The organism is Algibacter sp. (genome assembly GCF_039977455.1).
Lineage (GTDB): Bacteria > Bacteroidota > Bacteroidia > Flavobacteriales > Flavobacteriaceae > Algibacter_B.
On the sequence record NZ_JBDWDG010000001.1, the window covers coordinates 15463 to 39118 of the forward strand.

21 protein-coding genes and 1 other RNA gene are annotated in these 23656 nt (G+C 32.4%); 12 read left to right on the forward strand and 10 right to left on the reverse strand.

Annotated elements, in window-relative coordinates; translation table 11 throughout:
• Positions 1-39 precede the first annotated feature (39 nt).
• From ABJM36_RS00040 to ABJM36_RS00050, 3 genes are all read left to right on the forward strand, one after another.
• A complete protein-coding gene (locus ABJM36_RS00040) occupies positions 40-741 on the forward strand; it encodes a hypothetical protein (protein ID WP_348447879.1) in 702 nt (233 codons plus the stop codon).
• A 472-nt stretch (positions 742-1213) separates the two neighbouring features.
• On the forward strand, positions 1214-2086 hold the full coding sequence (locus ABJM36_RS00045; RefSeq protein WP_348447881.1) for a helix-turn-helix domain-containing protein: 873 nt from the start codon (positions 1214-1216) through the stop codon (positions 2084-2086).
• 84 nt (positions 2087-2170) lie between these two features.
• Entirely contained in the window at positions 2171-3040 is an 870-nt protein-coding gene (locus tag ABJM36_RS00050; RefSeq protein WP_348447883.1) for a nuclear transport factor 2 family protein, read from the forward strand.
• 73 nt (positions 3041-3113) lie between these two features.
• On the opposite strand, the gene ABJM36_RS00055 is transcribed toward ABJM36_RS00050, so the two are convergent.
• Positions 3114-3449, reverse strand: coding sequence for a helix-turn-helix domain-containing protein (locus ABJM36_RS00055; protein WP_348447938.1), 336 nt, complete (start codon positions 3447-3449; stop codon positions 3114-3116).
• Positions 3450-3567: 118 nt separating this feature from the next.
• Here ABJM36_RS00055 and ABJM36_RS00060 point away from each other — a divergent pair, with 118 nt between their 5' ends.
• The 3 genes from ABJM36_RS00060 (at position 3568) to ABJM36_RS00070 (ending at position 6008) form a co-directional block, all read left to right on the forward strand.
• Positions 3568-4554, forward strand: coding sequence for a zinc-dependent alcohol dehydrogenase family protein (locus ABJM36_RS00060; protein ID WP_348447885.1), 987 nt, complete (start codon positions 3568-3570; stop codon positions 4552-4554).
• 182 nt (positions 4555-4736) lie between these two features.
• A complete protein-coding gene (locus ABJM36_RS00065; RefSeq protein ID WP_348447887.1) occupies positions 4737-5396 on the forward strand; it encodes a DNA alkylation repair protein in 660 nt (219 codons plus the stop codon).
• Between the two features lie 21 nt (positions 5397-5417).
• Positions 5418-6008, forward strand: a complete 591-nt coding sequence (locus tag ABJM36_RS00070; protein WP_348447889.1) for a YdeI family protein — start codon at positions 5418-5420, stop codon at positions 6006-6008.
• Between the two features lie 165 nt (positions 6009-6173).
• Here ABJM36_RS00070 and ABJM36_RS00075 read toward each other — a convergent pair whose 3' ends face one another.
• Positions 6174-6608: a cupin domain-containing protein gene (locus ABJM36_RS00075; protein ID WP_348447891.1), complete on the reverse strand. Its 435-nt coding sequence runs from the start codon at positions 6606-6608 to the stop codon at positions 6174-6176.
• Between the two features lie 72 nt (positions 6609-6680).
• Between ABJM36_RS00075 and ABJM36_RS00080 the strand changes: the two genes are divergently transcribed.
• The 3 genes from ABJM36_RS00080 (at position 6681) to ABJM36_RS00090 (ending at position 8857) form a co-directional block, all read left to right on the forward strand.
• Positions 6681-7268 (forward strand): TetR/AcrR family transcriptional regulator, encoded by a 588-nt coding sequence (locus ABJM36_RS00080; RefSeq protein WP_348447893.1) that lies wholly within the window; start codon positions 6681-6683, stop codon positions 7266-7268.
• A gap of 162 nt (positions 7269-7430) precedes the next feature.
• Entirely contained in the window at positions 7431-7847 is a 417-nt protein-coding gene (locus tag ABJM36_RS00085) for an SRPBCC domain-containing protein (RefSeq protein WP_348447895.1), read from the forward strand.
• 74 nt (positions 7848-7921) lie between these two features.
• Positions 7922-8857 carry a hypothetical protein gene (locus tag ABJM36_RS00090; RefSeq protein WP_348447897.1) on the forward strand — a complete coding sequence of 312 codons (936 nt, stop codon included), beginning with the start codon at positions 7922-7924 and terminating at the stop codon, positions 8855-8857.
• Positions 8858-8914: 57 nt separating this feature from the next.
• Here ABJM36_RS00090 and ABJM36_RS00095 read toward each other — a convergent pair whose 3' ends face one another.
• Complete coding sequence (locus ABJM36_RS00095) at positions 8915-9949, reverse strand: glutaminyl-peptide cyclotransferase (RefSeq protein ID WP_348447899.1); 1035 nt, start codon at positions 9947-9949, stop codon at positions 8915-8917.
• An 88-nt stretch (positions 9950-10037) separates the two neighbouring features.
• On the opposite strand from ABJM36_RS00095, the gene ffs reads away from it, so the two are divergent.
• Positions 10038-10136, forward strand: an RNA gene (gene ffs / locus ABJM36_RS00100) — signal recognition particle sRNA small type.
• A 126-nt stretch (positions 10137-10262) separates the two neighbouring features.
• Entirely contained in the window at positions 10263-11066 is an 804-nt protein-coding gene (locus ABJM36_RS00105) for an SDR family oxidoreductase (protein WP_348447901.1), read from the forward strand.
• Positions 11067-11081: 15 nt separating this feature from the next.
• Here ABJM36_RS00105 and ABJM36_RS00110 read toward each other — a convergent pair whose 3' ends face one another.
• Positions 11082-12503 carry a hypothetical protein gene (locus ABJM36_RS00110; RefSeq protein WP_348447903.1) on the reverse strand — a complete coding sequence of 474 codons (1422 nt, stop codon included), beginning with the start codon at positions 12501-12503 and terminating at the stop codon, positions 11082-11084.
• 176 nt (positions 12504-12679) lie between these two features.
• On the opposite strand from ABJM36_RS00110, the gene ABJM36_RS00115 reads away from it, so the two are divergent.
• Entirely contained in the window at positions 12680-14305 is a 1626-nt protein-coding gene (locus ABJM36_RS00115) for an ABC-F family ATP-binding cassette domain-containing protein (protein ID WP_348447905.1), read from the forward strand.
• Here ABJM36_RS00115 and ABJM36_RS00120 read toward each other — a convergent pair whose 3' ends face one another.
• From ABJM36_RS00120 to ABJM36_RS00145, 6 genes are all read right to left on the reverse strand, one after another.
• Positions 14306-14542, reverse strand: a complete 237-nt coding sequence (locus ABJM36_RS00120) for a DUF2007 domain-containing protein (RefSeq protein WP_348447907.1) — start codon at positions 14540-14542, stop codon at positions 14306-14308.
• A gap of 80 nt (positions 14543-14622) precedes the next feature.
• The gene (locus ABJM36_RS00125; RefSeq protein ID WP_348447909.1) at positions 14623-14865 is read right to left on the reverse strand and encodes a DUF2007 domain-containing protein; all 243 of its coding nucleotides are present in this window, start codon (positions 14863-14865) and stop codon (positions 14623-14625) included.
• Positions 14866-15300: 435 nt separating this feature from the next.
• Complete coding sequence (gene pheT / locus ABJM36_RS00130; RefSeq protein ID WP_348447911.1) at positions 15301-17727, reverse strand: phenylalanine--tRNA ligase subunit beta; 2427 nt, start codon at positions 17725-17727, stop codon at positions 15301-15303.
• A 611-nt stretch (positions 17728-18338) separates the two neighbouring features.
• Positions 18339-19790 (reverse strand): L-lactate permease, encoded by a 1452-nt coding sequence (locus ABJM36_RS00135; protein ID WP_348447913.1) that lies wholly within the window; start codon positions 19788-19790, stop codon positions 18339-18341.
• A 497-nt stretch (positions 19791-20287) separates the two neighbouring features.
• Positions 20288-20758 carry a hypothetical protein gene (locus tag ABJM36_RS00140; protein WP_348447915.1) on the reverse strand — a complete coding sequence of 157 codons (471 nt, stop codon included), beginning with the start codon at positions 20756-20758 and terminating at the stop codon, positions 20288-20290.
• 335 nt (positions 20759-21093) lie between these two features.
• Complete coding sequence (locus ABJM36_RS00145; protein WP_348447917.1) at positions 21094-23505, reverse strand: thiamine pyrophosphate-dependent enzyme; 2412 nt, start codon at positions 23503-23505, stop codon at positions 21094-21096.
• Between the last annotated feature and the right edge of the window lie 151 nt (positions 23506-23656).

The window sequence follows — 23656 nt, forward strand, 5'->3', positions numbered from 1 at the left end:
GCACAAGCTAAAAAAACGAAATCGAAATTTAATTAAAAAATGAGCAGAAAAGAAGGAATATTATCAAATATAGTAGGATTTTTATTTTACGGAATATTTATTTACGGAGAAATTTTTGGAATTTATCACACTTTTAAAAGTCATTCTAAATTGGATGGTTTAATATCAATAGTAATTCCACCTTATGCGTGGTATTATTCAGCGGAAATGTGGTGGCACGATGACTTTGAGGAAGTAGATTGGGAAAAAAAATTAAAGAGTGATATGGAAATATCAATCTATCTTTTATCTCAAGCACATAACGACCAAATTGATAGATTTGAATTGAATGATAAACTTGAAAAATTTTCATCAAAAATCAATAAATATCCTGAAGAAAAGTTAGATTTTCTTAAAAATGGTTCTAGAATATACATAAAATATTCAATTTCATTAGAAAATGAAGTTATTGAAGGAATGACTAATTTTTATGAAAATGGAAAATATGATTTTAAAAAAAGTAGGGAAACAAAAATTTTAGAACAAAAGTTAAGATCTTATAACATAGACTCAAAAATTGAGATTATTAAAGAACAGAATGAACAATCTCATAAACAACTTTCAACTAGTTTGACTAATTCTGGAGGTTCATTTGACGAATCACAAGTTTTAGAATTTAAAGAAAATATTTCTTCTTTAAAGAAAAGACAAAATATAGAGTTTAAAAAGATTTTTAAATTTATTTTTAATGAAGAATTATAATAGATTATTAGATAATATTATTATTTGCTGTAGTCTTTTACTAATAATTACTGCATTATTTAATCATCAATATACCTTTTATACTTTTACTAGATGGACAATAACAGTTTCATTTATTTGTCTAAGTATTAACACAATAAAAAATAAGCAATTTGAAAGGTCAGTTTTTTTTATTTCAACAGCAATTCTATTCAATCCAATTTTTAAAATCTGGTTTGAAAGAGAAGTATGGCAAATAATTGATATACTTATTTCAATAATACTAATTGGAATGTTGTTTATAAATATGAAGAAAAAGCCTGTGCACAACACCGTATAAACTTTATTGCTTGCTATTTGCCTACTTGCGAAAGTCCTCGCGGACTTTCTTGGTTTGTGTTTTATTTACTAACTTTAGTGCTTAAAATACGCAACAAAGCTTATACAACAACGTTAGGCACAAGACGAAAAAAACTTCAGATCTAATTTAAAATTGAGAAAAAAAATTCAAAAATATGACTTCAAAGATGGACTTCCACAGGAATTTGAAATTATAGATTTTGACTTACTTTTTAACGAATTTTCCGAAGAAATAAAGAAACCACATCGAGCGGAATTTTATCAGATTTTATGGTTTCAAAAAGGCTCACCAACTCATTTTGTAGATTTCAACCCAATAAAAATTAAACCTAACTCATTACTTTTTGTCAATAAAAATAGCGTTCAACTATTTGACAATAGAACAAAATTTAGAGGAAAAGCAATTTTGTTTACTGACAGTTTTTTCTGCAAAACCGAAATAGATACTAAATTTTTAAAGAGTAGTATTTTGTTCAACGACTTGCTATCTATTTCACAAATTGAGTTACCCAAAAACAACTCTATTATTGAGACTGTTTTTGGATTATTGGAAACTGAATTAAGAAATTCTAAAGACAATTATCAATCTGACTTACTACGAAACGATTTGCGTAATCTTTTACTGCATTCCGAACGGGAAAGACGAAAACAAGATTTTATAGAATTAAAAAAAGATGCCAACCTTGAACAAGCATTGTATTTTAAAACGTTATTAGATGACAATTTCATAACTCAAAAAAGAGTTAGTTTTTATTGTCAACAAATGCACTTGACACCAAAAAGACTTAATCAAGCTACTTCTAAAATTTTTGGAAAGACACCTAAAAATATCATTGATGACAGAGTTTTACTGGAATCTAAAAGATTATTGGCTCACACAAGCGAAAGCATCAAAGAAATATCATTTTCATTAGGCTTCGAAGAGCCAACAAACTTCATTAAATACTTCAAAAAACATACTAACAAAACACCTGTTGAATTCAGAGCAGAATTTAATGTGGCGTAAAAGTATCATTCAAAGGACTTTTTTTATCGTTCCCTTTCTTCTTCTTCATTGCAACTTTGCAGTATCAATTTAAAATCATAAAAAATGAAAAAGATACTTTTAAGTGTAACAGTAATTTTAGCAATTGGGTTGACCGCTTGCAAAAGTCAGAAAACAACAAATTCAGAAACTAAAAAAGAAGAAAAAATGGAAATTTCAAACAAAGAAAAAGTAATTGCTCTTTTAAAAAGCATTGAAACTGCTGCACAAGAACCAGTTGGGTATATTAACCCAAACAAGTATATTCAACACAATCTTGGAGTTGCAGACGGACTTGCAGGATTTGGTGCATTATTGCAACAACTTCCACCTAATTCTGCGAAAGTGAATACAGTTAGAGCTTTTGAAGATGGCGATTTTGTTTTCACTCAAACTGATTATAATTTTTTCGGACCAAAAATCGGTTTCGATATTTTCAGATTTGAAAATGGAAAAATCGTTGAACATTGGGATAATCTACAAGAAACACCAGAAAATCCAAATCCAAGCGGAAACACAATGATCGACGGAACAACTGAAATTATGGACATAGACAAAACAGAAGAAAACAAAACTTTAGTAAAGAATTTTGTAAATGACATTTTAGTAAACGGTAAAATGGAAAAACTGGCTGGATATTTTGATGGAGATAATTACGTACAGCACAATGCAAACATCGCAAATGGACTTTCAGGGCTTGGAAAAGCATTGGAATATATGGCTTCACAAGGTATTACTATGAAATTTGACAAAGTTCATAGAGTTTTAGGAGAAGGGAATTTTGTTTTGACAGTTAGCGAAGGTTCGTTTGCCGATAAACCAACTTCATTTTACGACTTATTCCGTGTTGAAAATGGAAAAATAGCTGAGCATTGGGATGTAATGGAAACCATCGCACCTAAAGACGAATGGAAAAATGACAATGGTAAGTTTTAAGTCTGATTGGAACAAAATTAAAAATGCAGGTTATATTATTATAGTCTGCATTTTTTAAATAAAAATGTTGCTATTAGGTTGTTTGATTCTCAATGACAGAATCACCCCAATCCGCAATAGATTGAATTAAAGGGATTAAGGTTTTACCAAATTTGGTTAAGGAATATTCAACTTTTAGTGGTGGTTTGGAGGTATAAACTTTTCTTTCAATCAAACCATCTTCTTCTAAAGATTTTAGCTGTAAGCTCAATGTTCTTTCGGTAACCGTTGGCATTGATTTCCTCAATTCGTTATACCTTAACTTTTTATTCATCAAATGAAAAAGAATAACTGTTTTCCATTTTCCACCAATAATTCCCATCGTCAAGCTTGCACAACAAGGGTATTCTTTACCTCTGAAATTAAGCATTTTTGGTTCTGCAGTTCCCATATAATTTATACTATCATTTTTGACCGTTATTGCAAAGATAGAATACTATACTTATTTTTGCAACTATAATTTTTATAGTAACTAAAAAAAACACGAAATGAAAGCAATGACAATTAAAAAATATGGAGAAAGCGCAAAGTTTGAATCCAATGAAGTTGAAAAGCCAACATTAAAAGGCGGCCAAGTATTAGTTAAAATTTCTGCATCAAGTATAAATACAGTAGATACAATGATTAGAAATATGGGAAATGATTTACCATTTGCACCTGTTACACCTGCAATATTAGGAATGGACTTTGCTGGAACAATTGAAAAAGTCGATGAAAATGTTACTGAATTTTCTGTAGGCGATGAAGTTTACGGTTGTGCAGGTGGTTTAGGAGATTTACAAGGAACTTTGGCAGAATATATAGCTGCAGATAGCAAACTAATTGCTCTTAAACCAAAAAACTTAACAATGAAAGAAGCAGCCTCGATTCCTTTAGTTGGTATAACTGCATACGAAGGTTTAATTCGTGCCAATGTTAAAAGAGGACAGAAAGTTTTAGTTCACGGTGGAACTGGTGGTGTTGGACACTTGGCTGTACAAATAGCAAAACATTTTGGAGCAGATGTTTATTCAACGGTAAGTTCCGAAAAGCAATTTAAAATAGTTGAAAGTTACGGAGCAAAAGCAATCAATTACAAAACAGAAACAGTTGAAGATTATGTAAAGAAACACACCAATAGTGCTGGTTTTGATGTTGTATATGATACAGTTGGTGGAGAAAATATGCTTAAATCATTTGAAGCAACTGCTTTAAATGGTCAAGTTGCTACAACAGTTTCGTTATGCGAAATAGATTTGAGTACTATGCATTTCAAAGGTTTATCATTACACGTAGTTTTTATGCTAATTCAAATGATGCATAATTTCCAAAGAGAAAAACACGGAGAAATTTTAAGAAATATTACTAAAATTGTCGAATCTGGAGCTTTAAAACCATTACTTGATGAAGAAAGTTTTTCATTAGAAAATGTTGGAAAGGCTTATGCAAAACTTGAAAGCGGAAACGCAATTGGAAAAGTCGTTGTTGAAAATTAAAAGGTAAATACAACAAATTGTGTGGAACGTCCTGTGCCTAACAATGTATATAAAAAATAGCAGTTAAGAGCCAAATTAAAAGTTTGGTTCTTTTCTGCTATCTTTGTTTTGGACGGAAAAGTGGCACACACACACACACACAACTACTCATAGCCGATACCGTTGGTTGCAAGCTAAAAAAAATGACTGCTAAAGAATTTATCGAGACGTTAGAGATTATCGGACAAGATTATTCAGGAGAAATTCCGAAAAGAGAAATATTTTCTTTAGCGAAAGAATATCAGCAAATTCCAGTAATTGAAGTTGTAAAATTACTAAAAGATAAAAATGAAAATCACAGACTTGGTGCTGTATCAATTTTAGACTGGAAAGCCCGAAATAAGAAAACTTCTTATGAGGTTCGAGAAAAGATATACAGAGCGTATATTGATAATCATAAGTGGATAGATAATTGGGGGTTGGTAGATAGAAGTGCACCTTATGTAGTTGGTGGATATTTATATGGTAAAGACACGAAACCATTATACGATTTGGCGAAATCCGATAATCCAATGGAACGAAGAACAGCAATTGTAAGTACGTACTATTTTATCAGAAAAAACGAAACCGAAGACACTTTTAAAATTGCTGAAATTCTTGTGAATGACAAAGACGAATATGTTCAAAAAGCTGTGGGAAGTTGGATAAGAGAAGCAGGAAAACGGAATGAAGAAAAACTAAAAAAATTCCTTGAAAAACACGAAAGCAAAATGCCAAGAATAACTCTTCGCTATGCAATTGAAAAGTTAGACAAAGAAACAAGAGAATATTATTTGAATTTAAAGAATATAATGAGTAAGTAATATATATTTAAAAGAGATACAATGAATCAGAAAGTAGATTGGTTCTTCAAGAAAGCTACAAGATGGCAAAAGGAATATGAAAAGCTTCGAGCTATTGTTTTGGACTGTGGACTAACTGAAGAATTGAAATGGGGAGTTCCTTGTTATACATTTCGGAAAAACAATATTGTTTTAATTCACGGATTTAAAGAGTATTGTGCTTTACTTTTTCACAAAGGTGTTTTGTTAAAAGACACAAATGGAATTCTAATCCAACAAACGGAGAATGTGCAATCGGCACGCCAAATCCGATTTACAAACGTGCAAGAAATAATTGATTTAAAATCCGTTATTAAAGCCTACATTTTTGAAGCAATTGAAGTAGAAAAAGCAGGTTTGGAAGTGAAAATGAAAAAGACTTCCGAATTTAAAATACCAGCTGAATTTAAAAAAGCTTTAGATAATAATTCCAATTTAAAAACTGCATTCTATTCTTTAACACCTGGACGACAAAGAGGCTATCTTCTACATTTTTCGCAAGCCAAACAATCTAAAACTCGGGAATCGAGAATTGAAAAATGTACCGATAAAATTCTAAATGGAATAGGTCTGAATGATAAATACAGTAAATGAAAGCAGAAAAAGCTAGCAGGTAACAACCTGTATAATTCATTGTTAGTACTAGCTTACTTGGAAATTCCTCGCTGACTTTCTTGGCTAGTAATTATTTATTAAATTAGTTGCTTAATTCACGCAACCAACCACATATAAACATGTTAGCAACAAGCTAATATTAATCTACATCTTAATATGCATATCGAAGTTTTCGGCTGATTGAATTACATTTTCTATGACCTCTGGCGATACTGATTTCATTTGAGCGTCCGATTCGTCATCCGATATCCCCATTTCAACAAAGAAATCACGGAATCCTTTGGGACTATGAATATTTACGAATCTGCATGTTTTGTCGCCTTTATTTTCAAAAGTATGTAATGTATTTGCTGGTATATCAAGAACTTCACCAGCTTTAAGAGTTTTTATTGTTCCATTGACAAAAAATTCCATTTCTCCATCAATAATTATAAAGGATTCCTTGTAGAGCTTATGCGTATGAGGAGGCGGGCCTTGTACTTGAGGAGGTGTTTCAATAATTGTAAGGTCATAGTCTCCTGAAGTGTCGTGAAAAGATACCTTATGACCTACTACCCATTTTGAATTACTTTTTATCATTTTATGAGATTTTAGTCTCACAAATCTATTAATATATTTTTAAATTTCCAAAATTTATGAGATATTTGTCTCATGAATGATAAATATGTTAAAACCGGCAGAGTTAAGCAAAAGCTTGAAACAAGAGGTAAAATATTAAATAGTGCAAAACAACTAGCGAAAGAAGGGATAGCGTTCACCCTTGAAGATGTGGCATCAAAGTCAGGTATTTCCAGGGCAACAATTTATAGATATTATTCAAATGTAGAAATACTTTCCTATGAAGTTGGCATTGATCTTGGAACAAAAAGTTCTGAAGATATAATGGAAGAATTCAAAGATAATTCTCTAAAGGAAATGATTTTTGGTATTCAAAATTATTATAACGATCATGCCCTTAAGCATGAAAACGCATTTCGGAAATTTTTAAGTGCAAATTTGATGTCTGTTTCTGAAAAAAAACGTGGTGCGCGCAGAAATAAGACCTTACAATTAGCACTCAAGCAAGCTAAAATGTCAAAGAAAGAAAAGGATAAATTGGTAAATCTTCTTACCATTTTAATGGGAATCGAGCCCTTAATAGTATCTAAAGATGTGTCTGGATTAAATAATGAGGAATTCAAAGAATTGTTGCGTTGGGGCATGGAATTAATACTTAGAAGTTACTTTAAAGAGAATTAAGTTTAAGTCAATTGGCAACAATATGTATAGAACATTGCGACTGAATTCCGTAGTCGAAATTCATTGTAATTTACTATCTTTCGGTTATGGCAAAAAAAAAAAATGATATTTTCCACAACGATCCATATACAAAACCATTGGATGTAAAGCGCATATTAATTAATGAAAAAGCAAGTCGGACAAACTAAAGATGTTGGGATTCAGTTTGGAATAAGAAAGACAGTTTCAATATCCGCTGAATTGGTATGGAATTTCCTTTTTTCAGATAAGGGGGTAGAGATTTGGCTCGGCAAATTGAAACATGAATTGGAATTCAAAAAAGAATTTGAAACTAAAAAAGGAATTACGGGCTTTGTACGTGTTTTTAAACCAAAATCACATATCCGACTGAACTGGAAACTTAAAGATTGGCCGAATATGTCAACTGTCCAGCTCCGGGTAATAGAGAAACAGGAAAAAACGACCATTGCTATTCATCAAGAGAAATTATTGAATGCCGAACAGCGGTCAAAAATGAAAGAATATTGGGTAAAAATAATTAAGAAAATAGATACAGAATTAAAAAAAGTCAAGTGCTAACAAAGTGGATAGTATCGTAACAGCATGCGGGATGTTTCTACATCATGTACGCGGACGTTGGCGGTAAATTAGAAATGAACGAAGAACAGCTCATAAAATGGTTGCTTAAAGGTGATGTTTCAATACAATACCAAGTTTACCGTGATTTGTTGGGAACTGACAGAATGGAAATACAAGACAGAATTTCAAATGAAGGTTGGGGAAAACAATTCTTATCCTTAAGAAAACCAGATGGACATTGGGGTGACAGGTTTTATCAGCCTAAATGGATTTCAACCCACTATTCACTTCTTGATCTTCGCAACTTAAATCTGAATCCCAACAACATACTTGTGAAAGAATCTATAGAGCAAGTGTTGAATACCTCGAAATCTGAAGATGGTGGAATTCAACTCGGACCATCAACATCTCAACATAGTGATGTTTGTGTAAACGGAATGTTTTTAAACTATGCATCTTATTTCCAAACCTCTGAAAAAAGATTGCGGTCAATTGTTGATTGCCTCCTCAATGAAATAATGCCTGATGGAGGATTTAATTGCCGGACAACAAGATGTGGGGCAAGTCATAGTTCGTTGCATTCAACGATTTCCGTTCTTGAAGGATTGTTTGAATTTCAAAAAGCAGGTTTTTCTTATAAAAAAGGTGACATCTCAAGAGCCATTAAAAGTGCGGAAGAATTCATACTGATTCATAGATTATTCCTGTCTGACCGCACAGGAGAAATCATTTCCAAAGACTTTTTGAAATTATCTTATCCATGTAGGTGGAAGTACGACATTTTACGGGCATTAGACTATTTCCAATCCACTAGAAGAAAATGGGATGACAGAATGAATGAAGCGATTGGAGTCCTGCTTAAAAAAAGGAATAATGATGGGACCTGGAGTATGCAAGCTGCGTATCCGGGTAAGGTACATTTGATAATGGAACAAGCAGGTAAACCTAGCAGATGGAATACTTTGAGGGCTATGCGTGTATTGAAACATATTAAAAAAATTAATAACTAACTACAGCCAACAAGAGCTAAAGCGCATAAAAACGTGGCATAGCCAAATGTTAACTCCCTATTTCTCTAAAATTTCAACCTCGAACAATTTATCCCAACGTTTGCCTGTAACAAAAATAGTTTTTGTCTTTGGGTTGTAAGCAATGCCGTTTAAAACATCTAAACCAGCATGTTGAGTAACTAATTTTTTTAATGGTTTAAAATCTACAACACCAATTACAGCTCCATTTTTAGGATTAATAATGGCTACACCATCTTTTTGGTAACGGTTGGCATAAATTTTTCCTTCGATCCATTCCATTTCATTAATACCTACAATTTTACCCTTATTCGTATAAACTTGAATATATTCTTGCTCAGCCAAAGTTTCAGAGTCTAACAACCATATTTTTTCTGTGCCATCACTTTTATAAATGGTATTGTTATAATTACATAAACCCCAACCTTCTTTACTATTACCATACTTAAAACTGCTTAGTTTTTCAAAGGTATTTACATCGTAAACAAAGCCTGTACCTTTTTGCCACGTTAATTGGTATACTTTGTTGTTTAATATGGTTAAACCTTCCCCAAAATACTCATCGGCTAAATCAATATTTTTAATAACTTTTCCTGTTTTATAATCTAGCTTTCTAAGTTTCGATTCTTTATGCTGTCCAGTACTTTCATATAAGGTGTCATTATGAAATTCCAAACCTTGAGTGTAAGATGTAATGTCGTGAGGATATTCATTAATTATTTTATAGGTATACACTTTTGGTAATTCGCTATTTAAAATTGTAACCGCCGATGTGGTTGTTTGTTTTTCACCTTCAATATAAACCGTAGCTTCAAGGCTGTGCTTTCCTAGTTTAAAATCTATTAAATCAGAATTTTCATTAATTCGTTTTCCATCTAAATAATAGGCAACCGAGTCGATAGTAAGCGCTTTTTTGTTCTCAAGAGATAATTTTAAGGTGCTATTATTGGCAATATTTCCTTTTTCAGCATTAGTTTTTATAGAAAAATCACTTTTTTTATGGGCAGAATTAGATCCGCAAGCAATTAATAATAGGCTTAAAAATATGATAGTGAGAAGGTTGAATGTTTTCATTTTCGAAATATAATTTATAGCAAGATATTTATTTAAAATCGGTTTAAAAAATCATTGTGAAATTTTTAAAAGTTTGTATCTTTGCAACCGGCAAGTCCTACACAACCAGCTCCTGTTGAATCCTCCAGGTCGGGAACGAAGCAAAGGTAAATGGTCGTAGCGGTGTGATGTAGGTAGCTTGCCTTTTTTTGTACAATAAACTCAAATCTTGAAAGCTTAGGCGAATCAGGATTTTTTAGTTTAAGGAACATTCTTGCAAGGGTTCAACCTTATGAGTATTATTGTATTTTTAAAGCATTAAATAAAAGTTTTTATGTCTAAAGTCGTATTAATAACAGGTGGTTCTTCTGGTATTGGAAAATCTATAGGTGAATTTTTAATTGGTAAAGATTTTATAGTGTATGGCACAAGTAGAAGTCCAGAGAAATATAAGGACAGTAAATTTCCTATTCTAGCCTTAGATGTTAAAGAGAACTTAAGCATTTCTGAAACGGTTCGCACTATTATTGAAAAAGAAGGCAGACTAGACATTGTTATTAATAATGCTGGAGCGGGAATTACAGGGCCTATTGAAGAAACCCCTGATGAAGAAATTAAAAATAATTTTGAAACCAATTTTTTCGGTCCTATACGTGTAATAAAAGCGGTGCTACCACAAATGCGTAAACAAAATTCGGGGTTAATTGTTAATGTGACTTCAATTGCGGGTTATATGGGGTTACCATATCGTGGTATTTATAGTGCCAGTAAAGGGGCTTTAGAGCTTTTAACCGAAGCTTTTAGAATGGAGATAAAGGATTTTAATATACAAATGACCAATGTAGCACCAGGAGATTTTGCTACCAATATTGCCGCTGGTAGATACCACGCGCCATTACTTGAAACTTCGCCATACAAAAAACCTTATGGAGATACTTTAAACTTAATGAATACGCATGTTGATAATGGCAGTGATCCTGATATTATGGCTAAAGCGATTTATAAGATTATTACTAATCCTAACCCGAAAGTGCATTATAAAGTAGGGGAGTTTTTGCAGAAGTTTTCTATTGTCTTAAAACGTATTCTACCCGATAAGGTATATGAGAAAATGCTCATGAACCATTATAAACTGTAGTTCTATAGGTTTTAATTACCTATTAATTAAACCAAGCAATTGTTCTTCAAAATTAACAGAGAACATATTAGTGTTGCTGTTTACAATTTTATTGTTTTTATCAACCAATATGGTTTTAGTCATTGGGTAAATAGCTAAAACATTTGATGCTACCTCAGGACTTTTAAATAGGTATTCGTTTTTGCTATAAAACCCATTGCTTTTAAGTAGTTTTTTAGACTTTTCTATGTGTCTTCCATCCATATTTATGGAAATAAAATTAACCTCAGGATATTTAACTTTTAGTTCTTTAATTTTATAATGACTTTCCTTAAAATGATCAAAATATTTGGATGACCAAAAGCATAATACGGTAGGTGCATATACTTTTGAGTTAAGTCGATATTCACTCTCGTCGTAACTAAAAATTTTGATATTTGGTAACTTATCGCCATTCCTAAGGTTATTAACCGAGCTAGTAAAACGTAGCATGCGCTCTTTACCTTTTTCGCTTTTACTTATACTTAAATAGGTTTTTAATAGTTCCTTATTATGTTCTATATTTTTACTTTTAGCTAAGTAACCAATTGTAAAATGATAAAGTAAATCGTCTTTAACCTCCGGATTTAAAATTAAACTATCAATTAGTTTAAGCCTATCTAAATTAAAACACAATGATTTTTTATCAAAACAGGCATTCTTTTCGTGCTTGTCGTGGGTTTTAAGCGATAAGTTACTTAAATTATAACGTAAAAATTTATTGTAACCGTGGTGGTTACTTAAAAAAGTGTCATTGTAATTAATTTCTTTTCTGTAGCTATAAAAATTATTAGGTAACGATTTTAATATAGCGGCTTTGTTTTGTCCAACATGTACAAAAGGATACACCTCTTTACTTAAGTAATATTTGTAATCGATATTGGCTTGAGCTATTTTTAAAAATAACTCTGAAGGATCATTTTTTTCCACAAAATGGTCCAATCTTTTTGCTTTAAAATCTCTTAAAGAATCGGCCTTTTTTTGGAAGTCTTCACCGTTAAGTTGGCAAATTTTAATGATATATTTTTCTTCCTTTTCGTTTTCAATATATTCATTAATAAAGTAATTGTTTTTATCGTCGCCTATACCGCTATACACCAACGATTCATCAAAATCTAAAGTATTAAGTCTAAAAAGTAAGCTGTCTTCTGGTTCTAATAATATTAATTGATATTCGCCACCATGTCTAAAAGTGTAAAGGCCCTTGTTTAAATTTTCAATTTTATAAAGGAATCTGTTTTTGGCATCTAACTTAACCGTATCAATAATGGTCTCATCTTTAGATAAAACAATATAGTTAGTATTCGGGTTAATTATTTCGCCACCCAAGTACGCTATATTCAAAGCAGAATCCTCGTTGTTTTTTTTACAACTTAATAATGAGATTGAAATAAATAAAATAGTAAAGTAAAACTTCATATAACCCTAAAGCGTATTTGTAATAACAAAAGTATAGCTTGTAATCATAAACTCCTGTTAATGCGTTGTTAAATATTTAGGAATCAAAAACTCCTATAACGCCTTAAAATTTGGGTAACTAAGTTTCGTCTTACCAATGTAATTTTCTACTTTTGCAAAAAAATAAATAGTCCTTTATGTTATCAGTATCAAATCTTTCTGTCCAGTTCGGTAAACGTGTCCTTTTTGATGAAGTAAATACCACTTTTAATAATGGTAATTGCTACGGAATTATTGGCGCTAATGGATCTGGAAAATCTACATTTTTAAAGATTATATCTGGAAAACAAGAACCAACATCGGGTCATGTTTCTTTAGAGTCCGGAAAGCGTATGTCGGTTTTAGAACAAAACCATAATTTATATGATGAGAATACCGTTTTAGAAACTATTTTAATGGGGAATAAACCCTTATTTAAAATTAAAACAGAAATTGATGCTTTATATGCTGATTATTCTGATGAGAATGCCGAAAAAATAGGGGAGCTTCAAGTTAAGTTTGAAGAAATGGATGGTTGGAATGCAGATAGTAATGCTGCAGCTATGTTATCTAACTTAGGTATTAAAGAAGAGTTTCATCATACTTTAATGGCCGATTTGGATGGTAAACAAAAAGTACGTGTGTTATTAGCACAGGCTTTATTTGGTAATCCTGATGTGTTAATTATGGATGAGCCTACCAATGATTTGGATTATGAAACTATTTCGTGGTTAGAAAACTTTTTAGCCAATTATGATAACTGTGTGATTGTTGTTTCGCATGATAGACACTTTTTAGATGCCGTTTGTACACATATTTCTGATATTGATTTTGGAAAAATAAATCACTATTCTGGTAACTATACCTTCTGGTATGAGTCTTCGCAATTAGCAGCTAGACAACATGCACAACAGAATAAGAAAGCTGAAGAAAAGAAGAAGGAATTAGAAGAATTTATTCGTCGTTTTTCTGCTAACGTTGCAAAAAGTAAACAAGCAACAAGTAGAAAGAAAATGATTGAAAAGCTTAATATAGCTGATATTAGAAGAACCAGTCGTCGTTATCCTGCTATTATTTTTGAGCGCGAAAGAGAAGCTGGAGATCAAATATTAAATGTTGAAGGACTAACCGCTTCCCTTGAAGGTGAAGTGTTGTTTAAAAATATTGACTTAAACTTGGCAAAAGGGGATAAAGTAGTAGTGTTTTCTAGAGACTCTAGAGCGACTACAGCCTTTTATCAAATTTTAAATAATTATGAAAAAGCCGATTCTGGTAAATTTATGTGGGGTGTTACCACTACACAATCGTATTTACCATTAGATAATGACGCCTTTTTTGATAATGAACTTACTTTAATTGATTGGTTACGCCAATATGCAACTACCGAAGAGGAACGCGAAGAAGTAAATATTCGTGGTTTCCTTGGGAAAATGATTTTTAGTGGCGAGGAAGCCTTTAAAAAATCGTCTGTTTTATCTGGAGGAGAAAAAGTAAGATGTATGTTATCTAGAATGATGATGATGAGAGCTAACGTTTTACAATTAGACGAGCCAACAAACCACCTAGATTTAGAAAGCATTACGGCATTTAACAACTCGTTAAAAAACTTTAAAGGCACCATTTTATTTACAACGCACGATCATGAGTTTGCACAAACCGTTGCCAATAGAGTAGTGGAGTTAACGCCTAATGGTGTTATAGACCGTTATACTACTTTTGATGAGTATATGCAGGATAAAAAAATTAAAGAGTTACGTAACAAAATGTACGGCGTAACGGTTTAATTAATTTTGTGAATCGGAAGTTATTGTTTTAAGAATAGTGAGTGCTTTTTCATGTTCGTCTTTATGAACAAAAATTTGTTTAAGTGTGCTATTAGACATTCCAAAAATTGGTAATAAACCGGAATCGGTTTGTTCTTTAACCACAGGAATAATATCATGTTTTTCTAATTCAGGAACAATTTTTTGTACTTCTAATAATTCACCTGTAAAAATTTTAATATAATTTGAATCAGTCATAGGGTTGTGTTTTTTCAATTCATGTAAAAACTAAGACATGGCTACAAGTTAGTAACTAATAGCCAAGGTGTAAGTTACAATTATTTATCTTGCTCTATTTGAGAAGTTGAATTTAAGCTTTCAATAATTGGTTTTGCTCTTTCAAGTTCATCTTTATGTACATGGATTTCTTGTAAACCTGGAATAGAAGGGCCAAAACCAGCTAATCGACCAGATTCAGATTCATCTTTTATTATAGCACAAATATTTACGTCTTCAAGTAACTTGAATGTGCGTTGAACTTCAATAAAATTTCCAGAAAATACTTTTAGATAGTTTGACATAGCTTAAGGTTTAAAAGGTTCAAATTTAATTTCTAACTATTGGTTGTGTTAGCTTAAAAAAACAATTAAGGGGTTTAATATTTTAATTCTGCATTCAATTTATTAATAATTAGAGTTACTCGGTCAAATTCATCACTATGATCATAACGCTTGTTCAGATCCAGTACATCACTACTACCGAAATCAACTAATAGAGCAGTTTCGGAATAATCTTTTACTTTTTGAACAATGTGTTCTTTTTAACAACCAGAAACAATACGATGAACCATAGTCAAATAACCAATACATATTTCAACATTATTTTACATGGCGCTCTGTTTTATAAGGTTGTCCTTACAAGATACAAAATTTTTAAATATAAAAACAGGGAATAAAAAGAAAGACCTGTCAGTTTTAAAAACTTGACAGGTCTAGTAAATTATTTAAATTATAAATTTAGCGCAACTCAGCACCAAGTTGATTTTCAAAATTACTTTGTAATTTTTTCATAATCTTATCAATTTGCTTGTCGTTAAGCGTTTTATTTTCATCTTGTAAAGTAAAACTAACCGCGTAACTCTTTTTACCTTTTGGTAAGTTTTTACCTTGGTAAACATCAAATAAATTAACGTCCTTAAGCAATTGCTTTTCGCTTTGTTTAGCTATTTTGTAGATAGACTCAAAAGTTACAGTGTCGTCTAGCAATAAGGCGAAATCACGACGTACCCCAGGATATTTAGAGATGGCTTTAAACTTAATTTTGTTGTGTTTTACTAAATTTAAAATAGTGTCCCATTTAAAATCAGCATAAATAACCTCTTGTGTTATATCAAAATGCTTTAAAATTGGTTTTTTAATTAAACCAAATTCTACCAAAACATTTTTACCAAGACCAAAAGTTAAACCTTCGGTAAACAAATCACTTTTAATAGGCGATTCGTTAAACCTAGAAATGCCTAAACGTTCTAGAATTGCAATAATGTAACCTTTCATTAAAAAGAAATCGCTCTTTTTACTAGGGTCTGTCCAGTTTTCTGAGTTTTTATCTCCTGTTATAAAAACCGATACATGCTTGAATTCTTCACGCTTATCATTATAACCATGGTAGGTTTTTCCGAATTCGAACAATTTTAAATCGCCACGTCTTCTATTGATGTTAAACGATACCGCTTCTAATCCAGAAAACAATAAGGATTGTCTCATTACAGACAAGTCGTTACTTAATGGATTCAAGATGGTTATGTTGTGTTCTTCCTTTAATTGCTCGCTTAAAGCCACGTAATTTGGTGTAGTAAGCGAGTTGGAAAGGATTTCAAAAAAGCCTTGTGATGCTAATTGGTTTCCAACAATATTCTGAATTTTATAATCTTCAAAACGCGACGTTGTAGAAATAGATGCATTAAGTTTTTCGGTTGTTTTAATATTATTATAACCGTAAACTCTCAAGATCTCTTCAATAACATCGGCTTCTCTTTCAACATCATTTCTATAAGCAGGAACAGTTAACCCTAAACCAGCTTCAGTAACATTATTAACTTTGATGTCTAAAGAGCTTAATATGCGTTTTATAGTTTCTTTAGGAATCTCTTCTCCAATTAATTTTTCAGCATTTTCAAAGCTTAAACGCACTTCAAAATCTTTAATTTTTTTAGGATAGAAATCTAAAATATCACTCGTAATTTCACCACCAGCAATTTCTTGAATAAGTAAAGCGGCACGTTTTAAGGCGTATTCGCAGGTATTTGGATCTATACCACGCTCAAACCTAAAAGATGCATCGGTATTTAAACCATGGCGTTTAGCAGATTTTCTGATGCTTACAGGATTAAAATAAGCACTTTCTAAGAAAATATTAGTGGTATGCTCGGTAACTCCAGAATCTAAACCTCCAAAAACACCGGCTATACACATAGGTTTATCGCCGTTACAGATCATTAAATCATCTTCATGTAATTCGCGTTCTACACCATCTAAAGTCACAAATTTTGTGCCTGCAGGTAAGGTTTTAACCTCTATTTTGTTTCCTGAAATTTTTGCAGCATCAAAAGCATGTAAAGGTTGCCCTAAATCATGTAATACATAATTAGTAGCATCTACAATATTATTTAAAGGTGTTATTCCAATAGCTTTTAAGCGGTGTTGCAACCAAGCAGGAGACTCGGCCACTTGTATTCCAGATATAGACACCCCACAATAGCGTGGTGCTAATTCTTTATCGACTACTTCGATATCCATTTTTAGGGTACGATTCTCAACATGAAACGCACTAATGGATGGTGTAATTAATTCTAGGTTAATATCTTTTTGAACCAATCCCGCTTTTAAATCGCGAGCCGTTCCTAAGTGGCTCATAGCATCGGCACGGTTTGGTGTTAATCCAATTTCGAAAACCTGATCGTTTTCAATTTCAAAAAGATCGGCAGCTAAGGTGCCTACTTTAATATCGTTATCTAAGACTAGAATACCGTCGTGCGATTTTCCTAAACCTAATTCATCTTCAGCGCAAATCATACCGTGGCTTTCTTCGCCACGAATTTTACCTTTTTTAATGGTCCACGATTCGCCTTCTTCAGTATATAAAACCGTACCAATTGTGGCTACAGGCACTTTTTGTCCTGCATCAACATTAGGTGCGCCACATACAATTTGTAAAGGAGCATCTCCACCAACATCAACCGTAGTTACTTTAAGTTTGTCGGCATTTGGGTGCTTAACACAGGTTAAAACCTCGCCAACAACAACACCTTCTAATCCGCCTTTTACGGATTGGTAGGTTTCAATACCTTCAACTTCAAGTCCTAAATCTGTAAGTAGTTCGCTAGTTTGTTCTGGTGTCCAATTTGTTTTTAAAAATTGTTTTAACCAGTTGTATGAAATCTTCATAAATCAATGTCCTATTTAAGCCTGCAAAGATAAAATATTGAAGTCAGCATTCAAACAAAGGAATGCATTTTGTTAATATGTTAATTTGGGGATGGAAAACGATTGAATTTGTTACCTCAAGAATGATAAACAATAGATGCAAGTGGATAAAGTTGTAATTGAATGTTTATTGATGTTTTTAGGTGCTAGTTTGGAGTATTGAAATAGCGAAGTTTCGTTTATCGTGTTCGTGTATGATTTGTGCGACTTAGAATCCGAAGGTTTTCAGTCTTTGAAAATCAGTTGTTTAAATATATGATTTTTATTTAAGTAGGAGGTTAGCATTAATTATACACGTCTTAAGTTAGCATTTTAATAAAAACATTAAATTAAGACCTATAAATTAGAAAGAACAAAAGAGAGGAATAAGGTTATTATGAAAAATCAGTTGAGATTTCGATTGAATAAATCCTAATATCACTATTAGAATTGTGGCAATTAATTACATAATGCCTTTTGTTTTTATCTAATTTCTACATTTCACCTTTTTTAGGTTTCTTATTTATTCAAGTTTTTTTGCCTTAATATGCTATAGCTATTTTTTAATCTTAAAAGGTTTTAATGGTTTCATTTTATAAAACAGCTAAAAGAATCATCCCTAAGATAGAGGTTGCTAAAGTTGCAATTACAATGGGTAAAATAGTTTTTTGTAATATGCTTACATATTTACTTACACCAGCAACAGCTGCTGCAGCAATAATGTTAAAGAGGCATATAGCATTGCCTAATGAACCTCCATTAAGTTGCATAGCCAAAATGATTTCTTTAGATAATGAAAGATTTTCTGCTGCGTTGTATTGAACTGAACCAAAAATAATATTTGATACTGTTGTACTACCTGTTATAAAGGTGCCAACAACACCAATAAAAGGGCTTAAAATTGGGTAAGCAGCTCCAGTTTTTGTAAATAGAGAAGACATTGATGATACCATAGATGGCATTTCGCTACCACTAGATAGCATGAGTTGTGTAATAGCTAATGAGGGAAATAGTATTATAAATATAGTGGCAATTTTATTAAATACAGGTTTTAAATTAGTTTTAGAACTTTTACCTAACAATGCAGCGCAAATGGCAGCAATTATAAAAGGGAAAAGAGGAGACCTAAAAGGTTGAAATGATGTGCTAACTGACGACTCTAAAATATTATTAAATGGTAATGAAAATGAAACTATAGATTTTAATGGTGGTATTATTTTTGGTAATAAAAGTAAGACAATTAAAATCACATATGGGAACCAAGGTTTCCAAGCTAATTTTCTATTTGTAAAAAGGAAGAAGTATGCAAAAACACCCATTATTGCTGAGGCTACTACGCCTGTTAATTCTTTTAGAAAATACGATAAGCATACATAAGGAATGGCAATACAAAAGAATAGTTTCCAACCATGCGTACCTTTTTTATACCCTTGTTTTTTTAGAATGTTTTCAATAAAAAATAATATAATACTACCCGAAACGATCATAAAACAAGAGGCATAGAAATAAATTTTTCTTATTTGATCATCAGATAAATCTAATGTACCCTCAAAGCCAGCAATAACAGGTGTACCTACTGCACCAGTAATTGCAAAAAGCCCATCAATAAGTAACACAACGACTATAGATGTAATGGGAGAGAATCCTAGAGAAATTAACAGTAAAGGAACTATAGCTCCTGGTGTGCCAAAACCCGAAACGCTTTCAAAAAACGCTGTTAAAAAAAAGGCTAAAAAATAAAACTGAAACTTCTTATCAGTATGTGTGGTTGTTAGTGAGTTTTTAATCTGTGTAATAAAACCAACTTGTTCCATGTTTTGATGAAGCAATAATGCTCCAAAAACAATCATTAAAATAGTCATGGTATTGATGAATGCAGCAATTAATGCTGCTGGGAACGCAATTAATTGACTATCCCAAATAAAGAAAAGTGCTATCGTTACTGCAAACCCTGAATATATACCTGCTTTAACGCCTTTTAGCAAACTTACTAATAGCAGCAGCACTATTGGTAATAAAGAAAGAACTGAATAAAAAACCGGCATATTCTAATTTTATGTCAAAAGTAAAACCTGTTTTGCTTTATAAGTATGACAATTATCAACTTTTTAGATTACTTTTATTCAATTTGTAATAGCTCTAGATGAGGAGCCTTAGATATCGTATCTAATAAACGACTGTAAGTTTAATTTTGAGTATGCTTGTTTTTAACTCGGTTCTTTGTTAACCTTTTCTCAGCAAGTAGACTTTTATTAGATTGTAGTGCATCTTTTTTAAATATTCGATATTTGATTCTGAATATTAACTTGTAAAGCAATTAAGATTCCGATAGCAACAGGTACAATTTTTCTAAAGAATTTTATTATTGGTTAGTTATTTCTCGAAAGTTAGGATAATTAATTCATTCCGTTCGAGTGAGAATAAGAAAGCACAAACGTTTTACGGATATGAAATCGTTTTAATGTTTTATATCCGACGATAAACGAAGTTGGCAGAAAATTTTTACAAAGTCAAGTTTTTAAATAGTTGAATTTTGAACAATTTACAAGTCTTCCAACATCAGGTTAAAATCGTACTGTAAGTCTTCGTGCAGTTTAGCAATACTTTTTTTGGCTAGAAGTATTTGACGGTTGTACATGTTTTGGAGTTGTGTGCTTCCTTTTATGCTGGGTTTAAAATCTTTTAGTTTTTGGCAGAAATAGAGTAGGAGTTCTACTTCGGTTTCCTTTTTTTGTGAGTAGCGTATAAATTTTTTAACGTTACGGAGTATTTTACGAGTGCTTTTCCTAATGAAGAAATAACTGTTGGTATTTATAAGGTCGAATTCCTCGTCCATATAGCTTTTTACGGTTTCGATGTAGCCACTTTCGTTGTGCGATTCGAAAAGTAAATAGGTAAGGAGCTCTTTGTTTTCTTTTTTAAATCGGGCTAAACGCAAGCATAGTTCTTGGGTTTCTTTGTGTGAAAGTGTATTAAGTTCTTTCTTGATTTCTGGTAATGGTACAGCTTTCATTTATAAAAGTGAATTTAATAAGGAAATAGTGGTTAGTTGTAAAATACTAATAATGCATTTTTTTTTAGACGTACAAGGTTTTAAAACCTCCCAGGATACAAATATTTTTAATATCACCTCATTTTATAAATATAAAAAAACCATTGTAACTACAATGGTTTGCGGGTGTAAAATAAATAATTGTAGTATACTTAAGTTGGCGGATACTTGCGCTAGGGATAGCAGCCTTTCAAATTCGCTCAAGACAGGCTTCAATACAGATCTTTGTAGTGTATAGCTCGCACCCTTGTGGTAGCCTACCTGCCGGCAGGCGCCCATATTATTTTAATTTCCTATTACCTAAGTTTGGGAAAATTGCTCGGGTTTAATTCGTGCATAACATCGTAAATACCTTCAAAGATATCCTCGGCCGATGGTTTAGAGAAGTAATCGCCATCATTTCCATAAGCTGGCCTATGTGGTTTTGCTGTTATGGTTTTAGGCGAACTGTCTAAATATTGAAAGGCGTTTTGCTCGTTTAGTATTTTATCTAAAATATATGCTGAAGCGCCACCAGGAACATCCTCATCTATAATGACTACTCTATTTGTTTTTGCGATACTTTTAATGATGTCGTGGTTTAAATCGAAAGGCATTAGGGATTGTACATCGATAACTTCTGCTTCGATGCCAATACCCAATAAATCTTTTGCTGTTTGCTCTACAATACGCAATGTGGAACCGTAGGATACTAAGGTGATATCTGTACCTTCTTTAATAGTTTCAACAACGCCAATAGGGGTTTTAAGCGTGCCTAAGTTATTTGGCATTTTTTCCTTTAGTCTGTAGCCATTTAAACATTCTACAACTATAGCAGGATCATCTCCAAGCAATAAGGTGTTGTAAAAACCGGCGGCTTTAGTCATATTTCTAGGTACCAATAAATTGACACCTTTAACCAAATTAAGGATACCGCCCATTTGGGAACCAGAATGCCAAATGCCTTCTAGACGGTGGCCACGTGTTCTTATTATTAAAGGCGCTTTTTGCTTACCTTTTGTACGGTAATGTACGGTAGCTAAATCGTCGCTTATTATTTGTAAAGCGTATAATATGTAATCTAGGTATTGAATTTCGGCTATTGGTCGCAAGCCGCGTAAGGCCATACCTATACCTTGTCCTATAATAGTGGCTTCTCGAATACCACAGTCAGCAATACGAAGCTCTCCAAATTTTTCTTGTAAGCCTTCTAAACCTTGATTTACATCGCCAATATTACCAGTATCTTCTCCAAAGACTAATGCTTCGGGATGATTACTAAAAATAGCATCAAAATTATCTCGAAGAATAATTCTGCCATCTACTTGTAAAGCCTCATCGTCGTAAGTGGCTTTTATTTCTTTAATTCGGGTATTAGACCCTTGTGTTTCGGAATATAAATGTGAGCTGAATTTAGGTTGTACATGCTCGAAAATAGAGTTTATCCAATTACTAAGTACTTTTTTCTCCGGTATACTTTCGCTAATAGTAAATCGTAATGCTTTTCTAGCATGCGATAAAATATCTTTTCGTGTTGGCTCGTCAATATTTACTAAGCTATCTTTTATTTTAGAAATAAAAACACCGTTAATACTAGTGGTTTCAACTTGTTTTAGTATTGAAATTAATTCTTGTTGCTCCTTTTTTATGGGTCTTAAAAACGTATTCCAAGCACTCTTTTTGGCTTCTCTAACATCTCTTTTGGCTGCTCTTTCAATTTCAATAAGCGTTTCGATTGTGGCAATACCGCTTTCTAAAATCCATTTACGCAGCTTAACATTACAATCATTTTTGGCTTCCCACTCTAAACGTTCAGCATTTTTGTAACGTTCATGAGATCCGGAAGTAGAATGTCCTTGTGGTTGTGTTAATTCTTGAACATGAATTAAAACGGGAACATGCTCTTCTCTAGCTATGGTCGATGCTTCTTGGTAGGTTTCTATTAAGTTGGCATAATCCCAACCCTTTACACGAAGAATTTCAAAGCCATTAGTACCTTTCTCTCTTTGGAAACCTTTTAAAATTTCCGATATGTTTTCTTTAGTTGTTTGGTGTTTGGCATGCACAGATATGCCATAGTCATCATCCCATACACTAATTACCATAGGTACTTGTAAAACCCCTGCGGCATTAATAGTTTCAAAAAATAAACCTTCGCTAGTACTTGCGTTACCGATGGTTCCCCAAGCCACTTCATTTCCTTGTACAGAAAATTTTGAAGCGTTTATGCCTTTAACTTTCCTAAATATTTTTGAGGCTTGTGCTAATCCTAATAAACGCGGCATTTGTCCTGCAGTAGGAGAGATATCGGCACTAGAATTATATTGTTTTGTTAAGTCTTTCCAACTTCCATTATTATTAAGGCTATGGGTAACAAAATGTCCGCCCATTTGGCGGCCAGCAGACATAGGTTCTAGCTCAATATTAGTATTGGCGTATAAACCAGCAAAAAATTGTTCGGGCGTTAACTCGCCAATAGCCATCATAAAGGTTTGATCTCTATAATATCCAGAACGCCAATCGCCTTTTTTAAAAGCTTTGGCCATAGCAAGCTGCGGCACTTCTTTGCCGTCGCCAAAGATTCCAAATTTTGCTTTTCCAGTTAATACCTCTCGTCGACCAAGTAAACTGCATTCCCGACTTATCATAGCAGTACGATAGTCGTTTATTACTTCTGCTTTAAAATCAGCGAACGATAAATTGTTTTCCAAGTTGGTTAAGGGTTGCATAGGTTCATGCTTTTAGTTCTGCGAAAGTAGTCAAAATAGACCTTTTTTGCAATTAATTTCCTTGTTAAAATAATGATAAATTTTTAAAAATGTATAGTTTAATCACTTTTGTATTGATAATTATTAACCAATAAAAGCCTTTTACTGGTTA